Genomic DNA, 15,534 nt, shown 5'->3' with positions numbered 1-15,534 from the left:
TTAATGCCATTTATCCGACAAGGCCCAGCCCCTTGAACAATACAACTCCCCAAAGCCATACGGGTTTGTCGTGGCGCCTATGTCGTGTCCCTCGGTGCATCTTGCGTTGTGATTTATGGCGCGTCACAATGACGCCCAACTCAAGGTCACACCTCCGACCATTTAAACAACGATTCAAACGCCCGTCTACATTAAAGATCCATTAAAAAACAAATATGAAACAAAAACAGTTACAGATAGTGGTGGGTTCCACCAACCCGGTGAAAATCAAAGCTGCCGAGAATGCCGTTCGCGCCCTGCATCCCGACGCCGAAATCCACTGCCAAGCCATGAAGGCGCCATCCGGTGTGGCGGAGCAACCCATGACAGATGCCGATACCCGCCAGGGAGCCATCAACAGGGTCGAATGGTGCAAAGCTAATGCAGATGCCGATTACTATCTGGCAATGGAAGGTGGGGTGGATGATTTCCCCCAGGGGCCGGCCACCTTTGCCTATGTCGTCATAGCCACCAAAGAACGCCTCTGCGTCGGCCGCAGTGCTCACCTACCCCTGCCGCCCAAGGTTTATGCCGCGCTCAAGGCCGGTGAAGAGCTGGGGGATGTGATGGATTCGCTGTTCAATACCGTCAATGTCAAACAGGCAGGTGGCGCCATAGGGCTCTTGACCCAAGGGCAAGCTACTCGCGAGAGTATTTATCACTCGGCCTTGCTGCTCGCATCGGCGCCACTGCGTTACCCGGAGCTTTACTGATACCAGTCACCACTGTTATTAATAGGCGCTGTTACCAATGAGCAGCGCAATCAATCACAGTGGTGTTTACATTGACCGGCTTCCGCTCATTTCTTCCTATTACCTGTGAAGATGCCCGGCCCTTGCCCACCCAATCCATGAAACAAGCTGTTGCAAATAGATACAGACTGAGCTAACTTGAACTTAGCATTAGTTGCTTGTCGCAACCAATTTATCTTTTTGCGAGGTAACCCCTTAGATGTCCCTCAACATAAAGCCTCATGTCACTGAAACCGGCAATCAGCAAGAATCACCTCAGGATGATCTGACCCAGGTCAGTCCTGTACTTAGACAACTGTCACGTCACCTGGTACGGCAACTGGGCATGTTATCCGGCGCCTGTGGGCAACTGCCGCTGACCCCGGTGCAGGCACACACACTGCTGGAGCTGGGACAAAAAGATCTCAGTATCAAGGAGCTGGGAAACCTGCTCAATATCGATAAATCCAATGCCAGTCGTGCCGTCAGTCACCTGGTCAAGAAACAACTTGTGCAAACCAAGGCCAATCCCAGGGACAATCGCTGTCTGCAGGTCAGCCTAACCCCTGCCGGTCATAAGATGCTGAAACAGTTGGATACTCAGCAAGATAACCAATTTGCGGACATTCTTGCCCAGTTGGCACCGAGCGAGGTGACCCAACTGGAAGCCAGCCTGCGCTGCTACAACAAGGCGATTACCAAAGCCAAGAGCCAACAGGGGGTGGTCATCAGGGCACTACAGGCAGCAGATGATGCCGAGTTGGCCGCCGTGATACGCGCAGTATCGGCCGAGTATGGCCTGACTCCCGATAAGGGCTACAGTGTAGCCGACCCGACCCTGGATCACCTGAGTCGCCAATATAGTCAGCCAGGCAGCCAATATTGGATAATTGAAAAACAGCAGCAACTGCTTGGCGGTGCAGGTATCGCACCATTGCCCGGCGAAGAAGGCATTTGTGAGTTGCAGAAGATGTACTTTATGCCCGCACTGCGAGGCCTGGGGCTCTCCCGCCGTTTGGCACTGCAATGTCTCAGCTTTGCCCGCGAGCAGGGATATAAGGCTTGCTATCTCGAAACCACCCAACTGTTGCCACAAGCGCTTGGCCTCTACGCCAGCCTGGGCTTTACCACCTTACCCAAGCCCCTTGGCAATACCGGCCACAGCGCCTGCGAAATCCCCATGTTGTTGACGCTGTAACGAACTCAGCTGCCTAGGCGATCTTGGATGGCCAGGGTAATAATGCTGGCGCCAAAACCATTGGCGTCGGCCCAATCGACTATGGTCTTGCCGTCAGCTTCCACCACTTCCAGTTCGGTTTTTGACAAGCGCTTGGCAATAAACTCGCCGGTATCTTCGGCATTGCTGTGATAGGCAGTACGCAGCAGGCTTTCGCCGTCACAGGAAAGCCCGGAATAGATATTACGCAGCTTCACTCGGTTCTCTTTCAATTTCTTACGCAGGCGATTTTTGTCGTTGGACTTGACGTAATCACAGATACTGGCAGCCAAAAGATCTTCGGCTTTAGCAGTTGAAGGGGTTGACACTGAAGATACAGCAATCAGTGCAGCAATGGCCACGGGCAACAGACGCATCTGACACTCCTTTTTGTAATAGTTATTAAAACCAAGAGTCCCCGGCAGACAAGTCTGCCGGGGACTCTTGGCATAAGGATCGCTTCGTGGCCGGTGCCACTCACGTTTCAGGGTTCAAAAGTCTGTTACAATTTAACATTTTCTAATCATATTGATAAAGCGAAAACTCAACCCATTCACACTACTGCCACTTTCCTCATAAACTTGCTGCCAGCTGCCATCGTCCCATTCCGGAAAACGAGTGTCCCCTTCCACTTGCAAGTCTATCTCTGTCAGATACAGCCTATCGGCCTGAGGTAGGATTTCACGGTAGAGCTGGCCCCCGCCTATCACCACCAACTCTTCGCAGTTTCCTGCCGCTTCCACTGCCTCTTCAAAAGAAGAAACCCGGGTAACACCTTCCGGGGCGTAGTCGCTCTGACGGCTGATCACTATGTTATGGCGTCCGGGTAGAGGACGACCTATTGATTCGAAGGTCTTACGTCCCATCACCACTGGCTTTCCCAAAGTCATCTGCTTGAAATGGCGCAAATCTTCCGGCAAGTGCCAGGGCATTTGGTTATCTTTGCCTATGACTCTGTCATGGGCCATGGCGGCAATCATGGCGATGCGCATATACGCTCCTTGTTAATATTGGATTAAATCACCGGGCGGGTACGGAAATACAACAGGCTGGGCATGGCAAGACCAACAGACAAAGCACCGAGAATAAACACGGTTTTCAGGCCATTGGTAACCACCTGCTCCCACAACTCAGTGCTGAGCTGTGACTGGGCGGTCAATTGCACCAGGGCAATCACAGTGTTGTAGGCATAAGAACCCGGGATCATAGGGATAATCGCCGCCACGGCATACAGCAGCGGCGGTGCCAGATGACGCCTGGCAAAGGCGATGGTCACCATGCCTATGATGCCGGCAGCGGCAAAAGTGGCCCACTCTATCGGCAAACCAAACTGCAACATCAAGGTCCGTGAGCTGTGGCCTATGGCTCCGGCCAGAGCACAATAAAGCAGATAACGCCTGGGAACATTGAACAGCATGGCAAAGCCCATGGCGGGGATAGCCGAGAAAAAGGCATCATTCAGCAGCAACAACAGAGTATCCATCACAGGAAAATCCCCCCAAGCTGCATGGCAATGGTAATGCCTATCACGGAGGAGACTGTCATCAAGGTCGCCTGCCCCCAGCGGGAGATCCCCACATTCATATGCCCTTTAACCATATCCGATATCGAGTTGATCATCGGAAAGCCGGGAACCAGCATCAGCACAGAGGCCGCCATCGCCAGCTCAGGGGTTTGGGTCACAGGATAGAGATACCCCAACTGGGCTGCCAAGCTGGTGACGAAGGCGGTCACGGCAAAGTTCACCAACACATTGAAGTGACGTTGCGCCATGGCCAGGCGCACAAACATGCCAATCACAGAAGCAAAGAAAGTGATAAAACATGCGGCCAGATCACCACCGAATAGATGACAAAAACTGCCGCAAGAGAGGCCTATCATGGGGATAAGCAGCCACTTGGGGTAGGTTTTGGGTTGCAGTCTGGCGAGGCGCTTGCGGACTTCATTGGGGCCATACAGACCTTTTTCGGCCAGCAGGCAGATGCGCTGCAGCTCGCACACCACTGTCATATTGATGCCGTGCTCGCGAATGCGTCGGGTGGTGGTGATACAACGACCGGAAACCAAACTGGTGAGCACCAGCGAATTGGAGGAGATGGATAGCTCGACACTGGCCAAGCCAAGTGCCCGGCCCAGACGCTGACTGATCTCTTCAACCAGTTCAGATTCAGCGCCATAGGCCAGCAATAGCTGAGCAACCCGGACGACCTGCCGGGTGATATCGTTTTGGGTATCAGCGTACACAGGTGTTCAGGCTCGCTCAGATATTATCTTTGGTAAATAACCTCAACATCATAATCATCGTCGTCGAAGTCATCGTCGAACTCATCATCATAGTCTTCGTTGAGATCTTCCAGGCTATCCTGATGGTAGTTGTCCCATTTGAACTCAACATCGGCGTCAGGATCTTGTTGTTGCTCTTCCGCCGGCAGACTGCTGATAAAGTCATAGAGCTTTTCAGCCAGTTCCTTGGTGCCTTCACGGGTATAAGCCGAGATGGTGTAAACATCCCCTTCCCAGCCCATCTCCTTGACTATGCTGTCGACTCTTTCCTGCAGTTCTTCTTCCAGCAGCAGATCTGTCTTGTTGAACACCAACCAACGTGGCTTGGAAGCCAGCTTGGGCGAGTATTTCTCAAGCTCAGTGACAATCGCCTTGGCCGCTTCGGCAGGACTCGAGCCATCAATAGGCTCAATATCCAGGATATGCAGCAATACACGACAACGCTCAAGGTGTTTGAGGAAGCGAATACCTAAACCGGCACCTTCGGCAGCACCTTCAATCAACCCTGGAATATCCGCCACCACAAAGCTCTGCCCTGGGCGAGGATTTACTACACCGAGATTAGGCACCAGGGTGGTAAAGGGATAATCGGCCACTTTTGGTGTCGCGCGCGAAACCGCCCGAATAAAGGTCGACTTACCGGCGTTTGGCATACCGAGCAAGCCCACATCTGCCAGCAGCATCAGCTCAAGACGCAAGCTGCGCACTTCACCTGGCGTGCCCAGCGTTTTTTGTCTGGGTGCACGGTTCACACTGCTCTTGAAACGGGTATTGCCAAGACCGTGGAAACCACCTTTGGCCACCAACAGCTTCTGACCATGCTGGGTCAGGTCACCGAGCACCTCATCGGTTTCTTCATCAACCGCCCGAGTTCCCACTGGCACCTTGAGCACCAAGTCCTGACCACCTTTACCGGTACAGTCGCGGCCTCGGCCGTTTTCACCGCGCTCAGCCATATGGAAACGCTCAAAACGGTAGTCAATCAGGGTGTTGAGGTTTTCGTCAGCTTGCAGATAAACACTGCCGCCGTCGCCACCATCGCCACCGTCTGGACCACCATCCGGCACGTATTTTTCACGTCTGAAGCTGACGCAGCCACTGCCACCATCTCCAGCTTCAACTCTGATCACTGCCTCATCGACAAACTTCATACATACTCCTGGCACCACGGAATGAGGCAATTATACTGCCTAACCCTGCAAGGCGCCAAAAAACAGAAACTATGGCTCTCGCCCAAAACAAAAGCCCCACCAATGGCGGGGCTCAAAGCAATTCTGGTTTGAAGATTAATCTTCGATGCTAACGAACTTACGGTTGTTAGGACCTTTAACTTCAAACTTAACTTTGCCGTCAGTCAGGGCAAACAGAGTATGGTCACGACCGATACCTACGTTAACACCTGCGTGGAACTTAGTACCACGTTGACGAACAATGATGTTACCAGCCAGAACTGATTCGCCGCCGAAGCGCTTTACACCAAGACGTTTGCTTTCTGAATCGCGGCCGTTACGAGTAGAACCGCCAGCTTTTTTGTGTGCCATGAGTCAGACTCCTATTAAGCGTTGATAGCAGTGATTTTAACTTCAGTGAACCACTGACGGTGGCCCATTTTCTTCTCGTGGTGCTTACGACGGTTGAACTTTTGGATAGTTACCTTTTCACCACGGCCATGGCTAACAACAGTAGCCACAACTTTACCGCCTGCTACCAGAGGGGTACCCACCTGGACGTTTTCACCATCAGCGATCAGCAGAACTTGATCGAATTCGATAGTTTCACCAGTGGCAACTTCAATTTTTTCCAAACGAACAGTATGGCCTTCAGCAACACGGTGTTGCTTACCACCACTTTGAAAAACAGCGTACATAGCTATTTTACTCCGAAATTCTTAACACGCCGGCTCATCTCTATGAGGCTGGGTGCTACAAAAACTTTAATGACAATGGGCGCGGAGTTTACGCGAATAATCCCTTACAGGCAAGCCCTAATTGAAGCTCAAGAAAAAAAGACCGGATTAACTCGCACATTACTCCCTCTGCTACTGTCTTGTTCATTAATTTTAGGTAAACTTCGGTCTATTACAATACTTAAGCTTATCGGGAGCTGCCGATTCGGCGTTCCTTCATACCTAGAGTCTACTATGGATTTAACTGCTATCCGTCAGCTGGCTGACGCCGACATGCAAGCCGTCAATCAACTGATCTACAAACAACTCGAATCTGATGTTGCCCTGATCAATCAATTGGGGTTCTACATCATCAACGGTGGCGGCAAACGTATGCGGCCGTTACTGTCGATTCTGGCAGCAAGATCGCTCGACTATAGTGGTGAAGCACACCTGAAGCTGGCCGCTATCATAGAGTTTATTCATACAGCTTCACTGCTCCACGACGATGTGGTGGATGAATCCACTCTGCGCCGTGGACGGGAGACAGCCAATGCCCTGTTTGGCAACAGCGCCAGCGTGCTGGTCGGCGACTTTCTTTATACCCGCTCTTTCCAGATGATGACAGAGTTGGAGTCGATGAAGGTATTGCAGGTACTGGCCAACACCACCAACGTACTGGCCGAGGGTGAAGTGCTGCAGTTGATGAACTGCAACGATCCGGATACCACAGAAGCCAGCTATATGCGGGTGATCTACTGCAAAACAGCCAAACTATTTGAAGCCGCAACCCGTCTGGCCGGTGTGCTGGCCGGTTGCGACAGCGAAATGGAAACGGCGCTGGCCGACTATGGCAAATACCTGGGCACCGCCTTCCAGTTGACCGATGACCTGCTGGACTACACTGCCGACGCCGAAGAACTGGGTAAGAACATAGGTGACGACCTCGCCGAAGGTAAACCCACACTGCCGCTGATCTACGCCATCGCCCACGGTACAGAGCCACAGCGCCAGATGATCCGCCAGGCGATTGAACAAGGTGATGGCACCGAGCATATCGAAGAAATTATCAATGCACTCAACACCTGTGGCGCACTGGAATATACCCAGCAAAGGGCCTATGAAGAGGCCGATAAGGCCGTAGCGGCCCTTTCGGTACTGCCTGAGTCCGACTACAAGCTGGCGCTGATAAGCCTGGCTAAAATCGCCGTAGCCCGCAGTCACTGATAGGCTAAAGACGACGGATTAAAACCCATCAGTTGAATTTGTCGTTTAACCCAAGCAAAAAAGGAGCGCTCAAAGCGCTCCTTTTTGTTTTTGGTTTGTTGTTTATGGTGTGATTACTGCTCAAACACCAAGTTGTCGTCGCGATAGTCCACCTTGATCGGCTGACCTGGCAGCAACTCGCCTCTAAGCAGCTTTTGCGCCAGTGGGTTTTCCACCTCTTGCTGCAGTGCCCGCTTCAACGGCCTTGCACCATACACTGGGTCGAACCCGGCTCTGGCAATAAAGCTCAGCGCGGCATCTGTGATCTCCAGCTCGAACTCTTTCTCCGCCAAACGTTGGCGCAGCGACTCGACCTGAATCGCGGCAATACTCTTGATATGCTCGCTATCCAGCGGGTGGAACACCACGGTTTCGTCGATCCGGTTGAGGAACTCGGGGCGGAAATGGTGCTGCACCACATTCATCACCTGAGCCTTCATCTCATCGTAACTTTGGTGACTGAACTGCTCCTGGATAATGTCGGAACCCAGGTTCGAGGTCATAATCACCACAGCGTTACGGAAGTCAACCGTACGCCCCTGACCATCGGTCAGGCGGCCATCATCCAGTACTTGGAGCAGTATGTTGAACACATCCGGGTGTGCCTTTTCCACCTCATCGAGCAGGATCACCGAGTAGGGACGACGGCGCACCGCTTCGGTAAGGTAACCCCCTTCCTCATAACCCACATAGCCCGGAGGCGCCCCGACCAACCTGGAGACTGAGTGTTTCTCCATAAATTCGGACATATCTATCCGCACCATGGCGCTCTCTGTGTCGAACAGGAACTTGGCCAGCGACTTACACAGCTCGGTCTTACCTACCCCGGTCGGGCCGAGGAACAGGAAGGAGCCTATGGGCCGGTTAGGATCGGCCAGACCCGCGCGGCTACGACGAATAGCGTTGGCCACGGCATCGACCGCCTCATCCTGGCCGATCACCCGCTCATGCAGCGCATCTTCCATATGCAGCAGTTTTTCCCGCTCGCCTTCGAGCATCTTGGAAACCGGGATCCCGGTCGCCTTGGAAAGTACCTCGGCAATTTCAACATCCGTGACCTTGTTACGCAGCAAGGTCATATCCTGCATCTCGGCCTGAGACGCCAGATCCAGCTGTTTCTCCAACTCGGGGATGCGGCCATATTGCAGCTCGGACATCCGGGTCAAATCACCGGCGCGGCGCGCCACTTCCATATCCAGTCTGGCTTGCTCCAGATCCGCCTTGATATGCTGAGTGCCCGCCAGTGCCGCTTTTTCTGTGTGCCAAATCTCATTAAGTTCGGCAGCCTTCTGCTCCACTTCCACCAGCTCGCTGCGCAGATGTTCGAGACGCTTACGACTGGCCTCATCGTTTTCCTTCGCCAACGCCTGCTCTTCCAGCTTGAGCTGAATGATTCGGCGTTCGAGGCGATCCAGCGGCTCCGGCTTGGAGTCTATCTGCATCCGAATGCTGGAAGCGGCTTCGTCGATAAGGTCGATGGCCTTGTCAGGCAGCTTACGATCTGACACATAACGGTGGGACATGGTCGCCGCCGCCACAATCGCCGGATCGGTAATTTCCACATGGTGGTGCAGCTCGTAGCGCTCTTTCAGACCACGCAGAATAGCGATGGTATCCTCGACACTGGGCTCATCCACCAGGACTTTCTGGAAGCGCCGCTCCAGCGCCGCATCTTTTTCAATATACTGACGATACTCGTCCAGGGTAGTGGCACCGACACAGTGCAGCTCACCGCGGGCCAGTGCCGGCTTGAGCATATTACCCGCATCCATGGCGCCATCGGATTTACCCGCGCCCACCATAGTATGCAGCTCGTCAATAAAGAGGATCACCTGGCCCTCTTCCTGAGCAAGCTCGTTGAGCACAGCCTTGAGTCTTTCTTCAAACTCACCCCGGTATTTGGCACCAGCCACCAATGCGCCGAGATCCAGCGACAATACTCGCTTGTTCTTGATGCCTTCAGGCACCTCGCCGTTGACGATACGCTGCGCCAGCCCTTCAACAATGGCGGTCTTACCCACACCGGGCTCACCGATAAGCACAGGGTTGTTCTTGCTGCGACGCTGCAGTACCTGCACCGTGCGACGAATTTCATCGTCACGGCCAATAACAGGATCCAGTTTGCCCTGCTCGGCACGCTCGGTCAGATCTATGGTGTATTTCTTCAACGCCTGGCGCTGATCCTCAGCATTGGGGTCATCCACCTTCTGGCCGCCACGCACGGCTTCGATGGTTTTCTCCATCAGCTCTTTGGTGGCACCGGCCTGCTTGAGGCACTGTGCCAGGGTGTCGTTACCTTCCAGTGCCGCCAGAATAAACAGCTCACTGGAGATATATTTGTCTTTACGCTTCTGTGCCAGCTTGTCGCACAGATTCAGCAAACGTATCAGCGCCTGGGATAACTGAACATCACCGCCTGTTCCTTCCACCTGGGGCAAGCGCTCCAGTTCCTGACTAATCAAGGAACGCAGAGTGCTGACCTGGATACCAGCTTGGGTCAACAGCGGATGAATTGAACCGCCATCCTGATTCAACAAAGCCATCATCAGATGGACGGGTTCTATGAACTGATGGTCACGGCCAAGCGCCAGAGATTGGGCATCCGAGATAGCAAGCTGAAATTTATTGGTCATACGATCGAGTCGCATACAGCCTCCTGAAACTCTCAAAATGAGGTATTACTTCGTTAGCTTAAATATGAGGATGCTTTAACCGATTTCAAGTCAGACGAATAAAATAACCACTCAATCAGTAAGCCAAATCAACGAGGCCATGCGGCCGGTACGGCCATCGCGGCGGTAGGAAAAATAGTCTTTGTTGTTATAGGTGCAGATATCCAAGGCATATACCTGCCGGACACCCGCCCGCTGCAATCTGAGCCTGGCAAGCCCCTGCAGATCGCCGAGAAACTTATCCCCCTTGGCTACAAAGCAGTTGTCGGCCTTGGGGTCTTTATCGCAAAAAGCAGCACGTACTTCAGCGCCCACTTCGAAGGCCGTTTTGCCTATTGCCGGTCCGAGACAGGCGATAAGCTCAGAGCCGGGACGAAAACGGGCAATTCCCGCTTCGATAACGCCATCACACAGGCCACGCCAGCCGGCGTGCAGCGCCGCCACCTGGGTGCCTGCACTGTCACACAAAAGTACTGGCAGACAGTCGGCGGTCATCACCACGGCCACATGCGCCTTGCTGTCGCTATAACTGCCATCGGCAATCCTTAGGGAGTCACGCGCCAGATCGACGACCTCTGTGCCATGTACCTGCTCCAGCCATGCCGGCTCGCTGGGCAGAGCCAGCCGCTGTGCCAATAAAGCACGGTTGGCCTGCACAGATGCGGAAATGTCTCCCACATGCAGCCCCAGATTCAGGCTGTCAAACGGTGGCAGGCTGACACCGCCATGACGCTGGGTCATGGCGATTCTGACATTGGCCGGCAGCGGCCAGAGACAGCCGTACATGTTACAGATACTCCGGCGGATGCTCTTCGGTGTCTTTACGCAGCGCCTTGGTCAGCTCGACCATATCCTCGGGGATAGGTGCCTGCCAGCTCATCAGCTCACAGGTGATGGGGTGCACCAACTCCAGTCGCACCGCGTGCAGCGCCTGGCGCTTGAAGTTTTTCAGCACTTCGAAAAAGGCTTCACTGGCGGCCTTGGGGGGTTTTGGACGACCACCATAGACGGGATCGCCCACCAACACATGACCTATATAAGCCATATGCACCCGGATCTGGTGAGTCCGGCCACTTTCCAGCCTCAAGCGCAAGCGGGTATGGGCGCGGAATTTTTCCGCCACACGATAGTGAGTCACCGCCGGCTTACCACTGTGGTGCACCGCCATATGAGTACGCTTGGTGGGGTGACGCCCGATAGGCTCATCCACTGTACCACCGGCTGTCATGGTGCCCAGCACTATGGCTTCATATTCACGGGTAATGTCGCGCGCCTGCAGCGCCGCCACCAGATGAGTTTGAGCCTCAACTGTCTTGGCTACCACCATCAGGCCTGTGGTGTCCTTATCGAGACGATGGACAATACCGGCCCTGGGCACATGTTCTATCTCGGGGCAATGATGCAGCAGGGCATTCATCAAGGTGCCGTCACTATTACCGGCACCGGGATGCACCACTAAACCCGCCTGCTTGTTGATCACCAATATATGGTCATCTTCATAGACGATATTCAGATCGATAGCCTGGGCCTCGGCGTGCACCTCTTCTTCCAAAGTGGCTTGAACCTCTATCTCCTGAGATTCCAACACCTTCTCTCTGGGCTTGTTTACCACAGTACCATCGACGGACACTTTGCCATCGAGGATCCATTCCTTGATCCTGGTTCGGGAGTAATCGGGGAACAACTCGGCCAAAGCCTGATCCAATCTCAGACCGGTTTGGGTTGCTGATATCTCGCTTTTTAGATTAATCTCTTGCGTCATAGGAACCGTCCCCAGTTAATGGGGTCAAAAACTGTGTACTTTCTGGTACACTCGGAATCGGCCATTTTATCGTGAAATGGAAAAATTCTTAACTACAACTTACTCAAGAATCGAATTCAAGTATGCATAATATTGCCAAAGGCGCTGCCATAGCCTTTTTTTCGCTGGCCATTGTGGCCTGTAGCAGCAAACCGGAAGACGACTTAATTACCAGCAAGCAGTCTCCGGACGTTCTCTACTCCCAGGCCCGTACCTCTATGGAGCTGGGTAACTATACCAAGGCTGTGCGTTCACTGGAGGCATTGGATTCCCGCTTCCCCTTTGGTCCACACAAGACTCAGGTTCAGCTGGATCTGATTTATGCCTACTATAAGTTGGATGATACCCCGTCGGCAGTCGCCAACATCGACAGATTTATCCGCCTCAACCCCACCCACCCGGATATAGACTATGTCTACTATATGCGTGGACTGGTGAATATGCAGGCCGACAACTATTTGTTCCATGACATGCTCAATATAGACAGAAGCGACAGGGATCCTCAATTTGCCCTCGATGCCTTCAAGGACTTCGAACGCCTGCTCAAGACCTATCCCAACAGCAAGTATGCGGCCGACGCCCAGAAGAGAATGCAGCACCTGAAGAATCGTCTGGCGCTATATTCGGTGAAAGTGGCCGAATATTATCTGAAAATGAATGCCTGGAGCGCAGCCGCCATTCGGGCACAGTCCGTAATGGAAACTTATCCCGGCACTCCATCGACAGAGCGCGCGCTTGAGATCATGGTCACCGCTTATGATGAACTGGGTCAGGAGCAGTTAAAGCAGCACGTACTGACAGTTATGCGTGCCAACTATCCGGGGAACGACCTCCTCAAGGATTAATCCCTTAACGCCCCACTTTAACGTGGGGCGTTTTGTTTCCAGAAGAAGATAAAACCTGCCTCCCCTTAAACCTCGAAATCCCGGCTTTACAGGCTGAGTTTTCGATTGGGCTAATTTACCCCTAGCCCAGCAATGACGCGGCTTTCGTTCAAAAGCTAAGCAATATGCGCCTTTTCGAGTAAAACTTGCTCAAACACGCGTTATTTTGAAATATTTCTCAGAAAAGAGTTGACTCAAAACCGTAAAAGTCTTTTAATGCACGCCGTCGCCCGAATAGCTCAGTTGGTAGAGCAGCGGATTGAAAATCCGCGTGTCCCTGGTTCGATTCCGGGTTCGGGCACCACCTTCAACTTTAAGGTGCTCAGGCGACTGAGGAAATTGCAAAGCAGTACAGTGCAGGTGTGGTGGAATTGGTAGACACGCCAGCTTCAGGTGCTGGTGCCCTCACGGGCGTGGAAGTTCAAGTCTTCTCACCTGTACCACTTTGCAATAATAGTTAGCTGTACGTTAGACTCTCAATGTGCAGGTGTGGTGGAATTGGTAGACACGCCAGCTTCAGGTGCTGGTGCCCTCACGGGCGTGGAAGTTCAAGTCTTCTCACCTGTACCAATTAACACATGAAAGAGTCGAAATGAAAACAGTGCAGGTGTGGTGGAATTGGTAGACACGCCAGCTTCAGGTGCTGGTGCCCTCACGGGCGTGGAAGTTCAAGTCTTCTCACCTGTACCAATCATTTAAACCTCGCGATGCGAGGTTTTTTTGTATCCAAAATTTGCCCCTCTCTCGTCTCACGCATTTCATACTTTTTTGCTATACCTTTTGTATGGCTCAACAAATTGGATTGACAGGGCCTCATCCAAGGACAAGTTCCCTTCTGGACCAAGGTTCTCAAGCATGAAGTTACAACTGAAACACAAGATGTTGCTCGGTATGGCCGTGCCTCTTCTCTTGATGCTGCTACTCTGTGGTATCGCCATCAATATCATGAACGAAATCGACTCAGGGGTAGAAAATATCTACAGCGACCGGGTTGTCCCACTCAAAGATCTCAAGAGCATAGGTGATGATTACGCCGTCTTTGTTATCGATGCTATCAACAAGGCCAATGCCGGAGACTTCAGTGCCGAACAAGCCAGTACCGCGCTCAATGAGGCCGACAGAAGCATCAAGCAGAAGTGGCAGGATTACACAGCCACTCAGTTGACCGCCAGAGAGTCACAACTGGTCAATGAGGCCAAGCGGTTATTTATTCCCGCCGATGAACAGATAAAACGTCTGCAACATAAATTGGCCACCATGAGCGGCAATATCCAAGGCCAGCTCAATCAGGAGATCACTCCTCTCTATCAGGTAATAGATCCCATCAGCGGTAAGATTGCCGAGTTGGTCACCCTGCAATTGGATGTCGCCAAACAGGAAAGAGAGCAAGCCCAAAGCCTCTACTCTTCTTCCGTTGTGCTATTTATCTCTCTGGTCAGTGTCGCCATTATCGCCTGCTTACTACTCAGTGTTTGGGTCAACCGCAGCGTCATGTTACCCATAGGCGATATCCTCACCCAGCTGAAGAAAATTCGCAGCGACTCGGACTTAACCGTGCAGTTCAAAACCTTCAACGCCGACGAACTGGGGCAGATATCCGATAACTTAAGAGATGTGATATCTCACCTCAGAGGGATCCTCAATAATATCGCCAATGCCGCCAATACAGTCAGCGACTCGGCGACCGAGCTCTCCAGCTTCACCCAACAAACCAACGAGCGCATGCACAGACAACAGGCCGAGACAGAGCAGACGGCTACCGCCATGAATGAAATGACCGCCACAGTCTCAGAAGTAGCCCAAAGCACCACGGCCGCTGCCGACTCGGCTCACAGCGCCGATGCCAGTGCCGCCAATGGCGATGCAATAGTGCAGGAGTCGATTGCCAGCATGGTGGCACTCTCAGCGCAAATTCAGGGTACGGCGCAGGTGATCACTCATCTGGCCAATGAAAGCCAAAACATAGGCAGGGTACTGGATGTGATTAAGGGAATTGCCGAGCAGACCAATCTGCTGGCACTGAACGCCGCCATTGAGGCGGCCAGGGCCGGCGAGCAGGGTCGAGGCTTTGCCGTGGTGGCCGATGAGGTAAGAACCCTTGCCAGTCGCACCCACAGCTCAACCCAGGAGATTGAGTCCATGATAGCCACCCTGCAGACAGGTGTGCAGGAGGCGGTGACTGCCATGGAGCAAGGCATCACTCAGGTCGAGCAGGCCAACCGCAAGGCCAATATGGCCGGTGAAGCCTTGAAAGAGATAGTGGTGTCAGTCGACTCCATCGCCCAGCTCAATACCCACATTGCTACCGCAGCCGAAGAGCAAAGCAGTGTGGCGGAAGATATCAATCGTAGCATTATGGCAATCAGCGACATCACCCAACAATCGGCCCAGGCAGCCAACGAGTTGACCGAGTCGGTCAGCAACTTAAGCCATCTGGCGGAAAACATGCGCGCCGAAGTGGCCCGCTTTCGTCTCTAACTCTCTGAGGGCCCTTCGGGGCCTATTTTTTATTCCCTGTCAGCTCCAAGCCTTTTGTGAACCAAAAACCTTTGCCGCCATTCCTGACAGACTCCTCGAAAAAAGCCGTCTGCACAGCAGAGCAAGAAAGTGCCACAACCGCTAAAGACTACGACTGCAACTAAAACAAAACCGCGGACATTGCCGTAATGCCGTTCACTTAGTGTGAACGGCATTTTTCTTAGGCTTAATGGGATACTTGTTTTTACTCATTTTTAACGCACGTGGATAGGCTCTATC

Annotated in this window: 15 protein-coding genes and 4 tRNA genes; 9 read left to right on the top strand and 10 right to left on the bottom strand. The window is 52.9% G+C overall.

All coding sequences use genetic code 11. The features are described from left to right. The first annotated feature begins 215 nt into the window (after window positions 1–215). Window positions 216–752 (top strand): inosine/xanthosine triphosphatase, encoded by a 537-nt coding sequence (yjjX, locus tag ACMHXE_RS05040; protein WP_101053814.1) that lies wholly within the window; start codon window positions 216–218, stop codon window positions 750–752. Between the two features lie 238 nt (window positions 753–990). Next, complete coding sequence (locus ACMHXE_RS05035; RefSeq protein ID WP_101053818.1) at window positions 991–1,968, top strand: bifunctional helix-turn-helix transcriptional regulator/GNAT family N-acetyltransferase; 978 nt, start codon at window positions 991–993, stop codon at window positions 1,966–1,968. Between the two features lie 5 nt (window positions 1,969–1,973). Here the strand turns inward: ACMHXE_RS05035 and ACMHXE_RS05030 are convergent, their stop codons facing one another. From ACMHXE_RS05030 to rplU, 7 genes are all read right to left on the bottom strand, one after another. Beyond that, window positions 1,974–2,363: a DUF3718 domain-containing protein gene (locus ACMHXE_RS05030; protein WP_101053820.1), complete on the bottom strand. Its 390-nt coding sequence runs from the start codon at window positions 2,361–2,363 to the stop codon at window positions 1,974–1,976. Window positions 2,364–2,495: 132 nt separating this feature from the next. Further along, window positions 2,496–2,978 (bottom strand): type 3 dihydrofolate reductase, encoded by a 483-nt coding sequence (gene folA / locus ACMHXE_RS05025; protein ID WP_101053823.1) that lies wholly within the window; start codon window positions 2,976–2,978, stop codon window positions 2,496–2,498. Between the two features lie 23 nt (window positions 2,979–3,001). Next, on the bottom strand, window positions 3,002–3,469 hold the full coding sequence (locus ACMHXE_RS05020) for a threonine/serine exporter family protein (RefSeq protein WP_263619378.1): 468 nt from the start codon (window positions 3,467–3,469) through the stop codon (window positions 3,002–3,004). Next, on the bottom strand, window positions 3,469–4,230 hold the full coding sequence (locus tag ACMHXE_RS05015; RefSeq protein WP_101053828.1) for a threonine/serine exporter family protein: 762 nt from the start codon (window positions 4,228–4,230) through the stop codon (window positions 3,469–3,471). Before ACMHXE_RS05015 ends, ACMHXE_RS05020 begins: the two co-directional genes overlap by 1 nt. Window positions 4,231–4,253: 23 nt before the next feature. Continuing rightward, window positions 4,254–5,420 carry an Obg family GTPase CgtA gene (gene cgtA, locus ACMHXE_RS05010; RefSeq protein ID WP_101053831.1) on the bottom strand — a complete coding sequence of 389 codons (1,167 nt, stop codon included), beginning with the start codon at window positions 5,418–5,420 and terminating at the stop codon, window positions 4,254–4,256. Between the two features lie 135 nt (window positions 5,421–5,555). Further along, on the bottom strand, window positions 5,556–5,810 hold the full coding sequence (gene rpmA / locus ACMHXE_RS05005; protein WP_011760936.1) for a 50S ribosomal protein L27: 255 nt from the start codon (window positions 5,808–5,810) through the stop codon (window positions 5,556–5,558). A gap of 14 nt (window positions 5,811–5,824) precedes the next feature. Beyond that, on the bottom strand, window positions 5,825–6,136 hold the full coding sequence (gene rplU, locus ACMHXE_RS05000; RefSeq protein ID WP_025012063.1) for a 50S ribosomal protein L21: 312 nt from the start codon (window positions 6,134–6,136) through the stop codon (window positions 5,825–5,827). Between the two features lie 273 nt (window positions 6,137–6,409). On the opposite strand from rplU, the gene ispB reads away from it, so the two are divergent. Continuing rightward, the gene (gene ispB / locus ACMHXE_RS04995; protein ID WP_101053833.1) at window positions 6,410–7,381 is read left to right on the top strand and encodes an octaprenyl diphosphate synthase; all 972 of its coding nucleotides are present in this window, start codon (window positions 6,410–6,412) and stop codon (window positions 7,379–7,381) included. A 113-nt stretch (window positions 7,382–7,494) separates the two neighbouring features. Here ispB and clpB read toward each other — a convergent pair whose 3' ends face one another. The 3 genes from clpB to rluD form a co-directional block, all read right to left on the bottom strand. Continuing rightward, a complete protein-coding gene (gene clpB / locus ACMHXE_RS04990; RefSeq protein WP_101053837.1) occupies window positions 7,495–10,068 on the bottom strand; it encodes an ATP-dependent chaperone ClpB in 2,574 nt (857 codons plus the stop codon). Window positions 10,069–10,164: 96 nt separating this feature from the next. Beyond that, entirely contained in the window at window positions 10,165–10,878 is a 714-nt protein-coding gene (pgeF, locus tag ACMHXE_RS04985) for a peptidoglycan editing factor PgeF (protein ID WP_101053840.1), read from the bottom strand. 1 nt (window position 10,879) lies between these two features. Continuing rightward, a complete protein-coding gene (gene rluD, locus ACMHXE_RS04980; RefSeq protein WP_025012060.1) occupies window positions 10,880–11,854 on the bottom strand; it encodes a 23S rRNA pseudouridine(1911/1915/1917) synthase RluD in 975 nt (324 codons plus the stop codon). A 122-nt stretch (window positions 11,855–11,976) separates the two neighbouring features. Between rluD and ACMHXE_RS04975 the strand changes: the two genes are divergently transcribed. The 6 genes from ACMHXE_RS04975 (at window position 11,977) to ACMHXE_RS04950 (ending at window position 15,255) form a co-directional block, all read left to right on the top strand. After that, window positions 11,977–12,738 (top strand): outer membrane protein assembly factor BamD, encoded by a 762-nt coding sequence (locus ACMHXE_RS04975; protein ID WP_101053843.1) that lies wholly within the window; start codon window positions 11,977–11,979, stop codon window positions 12,736–12,738. Between the two features lie 267 nt (window positions 12,739–13,005). Continuing rightward, window positions 13,006–13,081, top strand: a tRNA-Phe gene (locus ACMHXE_RS04970). Between the two features lie 52 nt (window positions 13,082–13,133). Continuing rightward, window positions 13,134–13,220: transfer RNA gene (locus ACMHXE_RS04965), tRNA-Leu, on the top strand. A gap of 40 nt (window positions 13,221–13,260) precedes the next feature. Further along, window positions 13,261–13,347: transfer RNA gene (locus tag ACMHXE_RS04960), tRNA-Leu, on the top strand. 33 nt (window positions 13,348–13,380) lie between these two features. After that, window positions 13,381–13,467: transfer RNA gene (locus ACMHXE_RS04955), tRNA-Leu, on the top strand. A 165-nt stretch (window positions 13,468–13,632) separates the two neighbouring features. Further along, window positions 13,633–15,255: a methyl-accepting chemotaxis protein gene (locus tag ACMHXE_RS04950; RefSeq protein WP_413731561.1), complete on the top strand. Its 1,623-nt coding sequence runs from the start codon at window positions 13,633–13,635 to the stop codon at window positions 15,253–15,255. Window positions 15,256–15,534: the final 279 nt, after the last annotated feature.

This window comes from Shewanella sp. BJSY2023SW007 (genome assembly GCF_047314525.1).
GTDB classification, from domain to species: Bacteria; Pseudomonadota; Gammaproteobacteria; order Enterobacterales; family Shewanellaceae; genus Shewanella; species Shewanella chilikensis.
This window is presented reverse-complemented; position numbering and strand designations above follow the sequence as displayed.

What these genes read in the sequence shown, in the direction of transcription:
- ACMHXE_RS04975 (WP_101053843.1), top strand. Translation starts at nt 11,977, where the DNA reads ATGCATAATATTGCCAAAGGCGCTGCCATAGCCTTTTTTTCGCTGGCC.
- cgtA (WP_101053831.1), bottom strand. Translation starts at nt 5,420, where the DNA reads ATGAAGTTTGTCGATGAGGCAGTGATCAGAGTTGAAGCTGGAGATGGT.
- yjjX (WP_101053814.1), top strand. Translation starts at nt 216, where the DNA reads ATGAAACAAAAACAGTTACAGATAGTGGTGGGTTCCACCAACCCGGTG.
- ACMHXE_RS05020 (WP_263619378.1), bottom strand. Translation starts at nt 3,469, where the DNA reads ATGGATACTCTGTTGTTGCTGCTGAATGATGCCTTTTTCTCGGCTATC.
- ACMHXE_RS04950 (WP_413731561.1), top strand. Translation starts at nt 13,633, where the DNA reads ATGAAGTTACAACTGAAACACAAGATGTTGCTCGGTATGGCCGTGCCT.
- rplU (WP_025012063.1), bottom strand. Translation starts at nt 6,136, where the DNA reads ATGTACGCTGTTTTTCAAAGTGGTGGTAAGCAACACCGTGTTGCTGAA.
- rluD (WP_025012060.1), bottom strand. Translation starts at nt 11,854, where the DNA reads ATGACGCAAGAGATTAATCTAAAAAGCGAGATATCAGCAACCCAAACC.
- ACMHXE_RS05035 (WP_101053818.1), top strand. Translation starts at nt 991, where the DNA reads ATGTCCCTCAACATAAAGCCTCATGTCACTGAAACCGGCAATCAGCAA.
- rpmA (WP_011760936.1), bottom strand. Translation starts at nt 5,810, where the DNA reads ATGGCACACAAAAAAGCTGGCGGTTCTACTCGTAACGGCCGCGATTCA.
- folA (WP_101053823.1), bottom strand. Translation starts at nt 2,978, where the DNA reads ATGCGCATCGCCATGATTGCCGCCATGGCCCATGACAGAGTCATAGGC.
- clpB (WP_101053837.1), bottom strand. Translation starts at nt 10,068, where the DNA reads ATGCGACTCGATCGTATGACCAATAAATTTCAGCTTGCTATCTCGGAT.
- ispB (WP_101053833.1), top strand. Translation starts at nt 6,410, where the DNA reads ATGGATTTAACTGCTATCCGTCAGCTGGCTGACGCCGACATGCAAGCC.
- pgeF (WP_101053840.1), bottom strand. Translation starts at nt 10,878, where the DNA reads ATGTACGGCTGTCTCTGGCCGCTGCCGGCCAATGTCAGAATCGCCATG.
- ACMHXE_RS05030 (WP_101053820.1), bottom strand. Translation starts at nt 2,363, where the DNA reads ATGCGTCTGTTGCCCGTGGCCATTGCTGCACTGATTGCTGTATCTTCA.